The 3,117-nt window shown below is 66.1% G+C and carries 2 protein-coding genes; both read right to left on the bottom strand.

Going from position 1 to position 3,117, the window contains the following annotated elements; translation table 11 throughout:
- Positions 1-159: 159 nt before the first annotated feature.
- Positions 160-1,239, bottom strand: coding sequence for an acyltransferase (locus Q4P07_RS14170; RefSeq protein ID WP_303375561.1), 1,080 nt, complete (start codon positions 1,237-1,239; stop codon positions 160-162).
- A partial coding sequence (locus Q4P07_RS14175; RefSeq protein ID WP_303375562.1) for a CDP-glycerol glycerophosphotransferase family protein occupies positions 1,236-3,117 on the bottom strand: 1,882 nt, incomplete at its 5' end. The genes Q4P07_RS14170 and Q4P07_RS14175, both read right to left, overlap by 4 nt.

Consider the following 3,117-nt stretch of genomic DNA (forward strand, 5'->3'; position numbering starts at 1 on the left):
GCGCACCGACAACTGGGGCGAGCCGCAGGACATCAAGGCACCGAGCGCGGACGAGTTGATGAGCGGTCCCACCGGCTGACCGGAGTCATGAGGTGCTCAGCACCCGCGCAGGAACGCCGTTGTCTTTTCCAGGACAGTCTTGTCTTGGCCAAGTGCGTTTCAGGGTCGCTCGATGCCGGAGAGGACGGCGTTCCTCATCCGCTCGTGCCACGGTCTCTCGACCCACCGGTGGATGAACCACGCCAAGGTCAACGCGAGGGTTGCGGCCAGGACCAGCACTAGGTAGCTGTTCACCCTGCCCTCGAGGGTGTTGATGACGAAGAAGCCGAACTGCCCGTGGACGAGGTACAACGGATACGTCAGGGCCCCGGCCAAGGTAAGCCAGGACCAGTTGATCCGGGACAGCGGCCCTGCAGCGCAGGCCAGGACGGCCGCAAACATCAAAATGACCAGGAGCGCGACCACCCCTGGGTTGAAGGCCGCGTCGGTGTGCAGGGGGGCGCTACGGTCGGCGTAACGCACTGCCTGCCGAATGCACAGGACGAGGTTCAACCCGATACCCAGGGCGAGGATGAGGTGCCAACCCTCTCGGTAGACCAGGTAGAGCAGCATCCCGCCGGCGAAGTAGGGGGCATAACTGGGGATGAGGAGGGAAGTCAGCAGGCCGCTGTCGGTGGCCCGTGCCAACTGGGAGAGGAGGGGCCAGAGGAAGGCGAACGCGATGACCCTTCGGCGGGTAAGCCCCACAGCTAGCAGCATCCCGATCAGAAGGTAGAACTTCAGCTCGACGTACAAGGTCCAGAAGGCGCCCTGCACGCTGGTAACGTCCCACGCTTCCTGCAACATCGTCAGGTTGATCAACCCATCGACCAGATCCACGTCCCGGCCTCCGTGCCAGAAGACCTGGAGGAGGATCGTGGCCAGGACCGCCGCCCAGTAGGCAGGGTAGAGGCGGGAGAGGCGCGACGCAGTGAAGGCGGGGAGTGTCCGGCCATAGGCGGTCATCAGGATGACAAAGCCGGAGACGATGAAGAAGAGCTCGACCCCGAGGTAGCCGTACTTGGTCACCTGACTGAGCGTCGGGAACTCCTCGGCTGCCGTGTTGCCCCAAAATGTCTGGTTGATGGCGGTGTAGTGGTAGGCGAGGACAGCTAGTGCCGCCAGCATGCGCAGCGCGTCCAGCGCACCTAGGCGTGACTTCTGCCGCTGCGACCGCTCCGTCGGTCTGACGCTGGTCATCGCGGTTCGAGGCCTGGAGGATGGGACCGGGAGTGATCGAGGAAGAGGCGGCTGACTACGCGCTCACTGCTGTGCCCGTCGTCATGCGAGTTGAATGTGCGCACCCATTCCCCATAGCGCTCGGCATAGGAAGTCCAGTCGTCGATGCCGCATATAGCGGCCACGACTTCGTCATGGCTGGTGACGAGCGGTCCTGGCGCGAGCTCGGCCAGGTCGAAGTAGACGCCGCGGACCTCGTCGCTGTAGGAGTCGAGATCGGGGACGAAGAAGATCATCGGGCGCCGCGTCACCGAGTAATCGAACATCACCGAGGAGTAGTCGGTCACGAGCACGTCGGACACGAGGAAGAGCTCGGTAATGCTGGGATAGGTCGTCACGTCGATCACACCCCGCTGGTGCACGCTGCCACCGTGACCGACGGTTCGGGAGTGTCCACGCAGCAGGATCACGTAGTCCTCGCCGAGATCGGCCGCGAGACGCGCGAGGTCGAGAAAGACGACCAGGCCTGGCACGTCGTCGCGCCACGTGGGTGCATAGAGCACGACCCGCTGGTCGGGCCTGAGCCCGAGCCGTTCTCTGATCGCCTCGCCGGAGTCCGTGGCGAGCGGGTCGTTGCGCGGGTAGCCCTCCTCGTAGACGGGGCCGTTCCATGCGTAGGAGGTGCCGAAGATCTCGGTGCTGTGGTGATTCTGGCTCAGCAGGATGTCCCACTTGTCGCGCTCGGTGAGAAGGGCCTGTCTGGTGGAGGCGCGCACGGCGGGCCGGTCCAGGCCGATGCGCTTGAACATCGACCCATGCCAGGTCTGCAGCACGGTCTGATGCGGCTGAGGCTGGAAGCGACGGCGGAACCAGTCGTTGCCGATGACGATGCTGGAGGTAGTCCTTGCCTCGAACCAGGCTGTGGTGCCCTCGACCACCGGGGTCGCACCCTCGGGCACAGCGACGGACAGGTCCGTGACTCCCCAATAGCGCGTCCAGTCAGGATGGTCACGCGCGATGACGCGGTCGAGAGCGTAGGGATTGCAGGTGGCCAGACGACCGTAAAAGCTCTCGAAGTAGATGGACTTCTGCGCCGGTTGCGCCACCTCCTTGCCCAGGTACTGGTCCTCGAGCCTGCGCTGGTGGAAGGAACCGAGCTCGTCAGCGGCCCGGGTCACGCCGACCCGGAGCCGTAGGGTGCGACCACGACCGACCTCCAACCGGAGACGGGACTCGGGGACGTCGAGCTGTTCAGGCGTCCGCGCAATGAGGCTCATCGCGCAGGCGACGCGGACCTGGGTGCCGATCTCGCGCACGGCACGAAGGGTGTAACTCCCGGCCCGGGGGAGCAGCGCGGGGCCACCCCACTGGCTCTGGTGCAGGTCAATGGTCGCCTGCCAGGAGTCGCCGTCGACGGTCAGGGCGACTGTCAGTTCTTGCCTTCGGCCGACGAGGGCGAGTCGGACTCCCTGGAGGTCCCCGCCGGCGTGCCCCGACAGGTGCAGACGTGGGCGTCCCCCGCGCTCCAGGTGCACGGCCTCAACCAGCAGAGATGCTTCCGCGTCGCTCAGGGAAAGCTCGCCGCGCGGGCCGGCGTATGCCGTCATCCCCGACCCAGGGTCACGGACCGGGCCCGTCCGGTCCAGGGTGGCGGCCGCGACGAACTCCGTGCCGGCGCTGTCGGTGATGACGACCTTATAGACCTGCAGGGAGATGCGTTGGCCGACTCGCCCCGGTTCCGTCGCGGCATCGACCGGCCCGTCGGCGGCTGACTCGGCGTCCTCATCGCGGTCGACGTCCGCGCCTTCGGCCTCACGCAGTTCAGCCGTCGCCGTGTCGTCAGAGGTGTTCTCGGCGTCGGCAAGGACGAGCTCGGTGTCCAGGGTCCAGGCGGGCTCG

Source organism: Ornithinimicrobium sp. (assembly GCF_030537745.1).
GTDB lineage: Bacteria > Actinomycetota > Actinomycetes > Actinomycetales > Dermatophilaceae > Ornithinicoccus.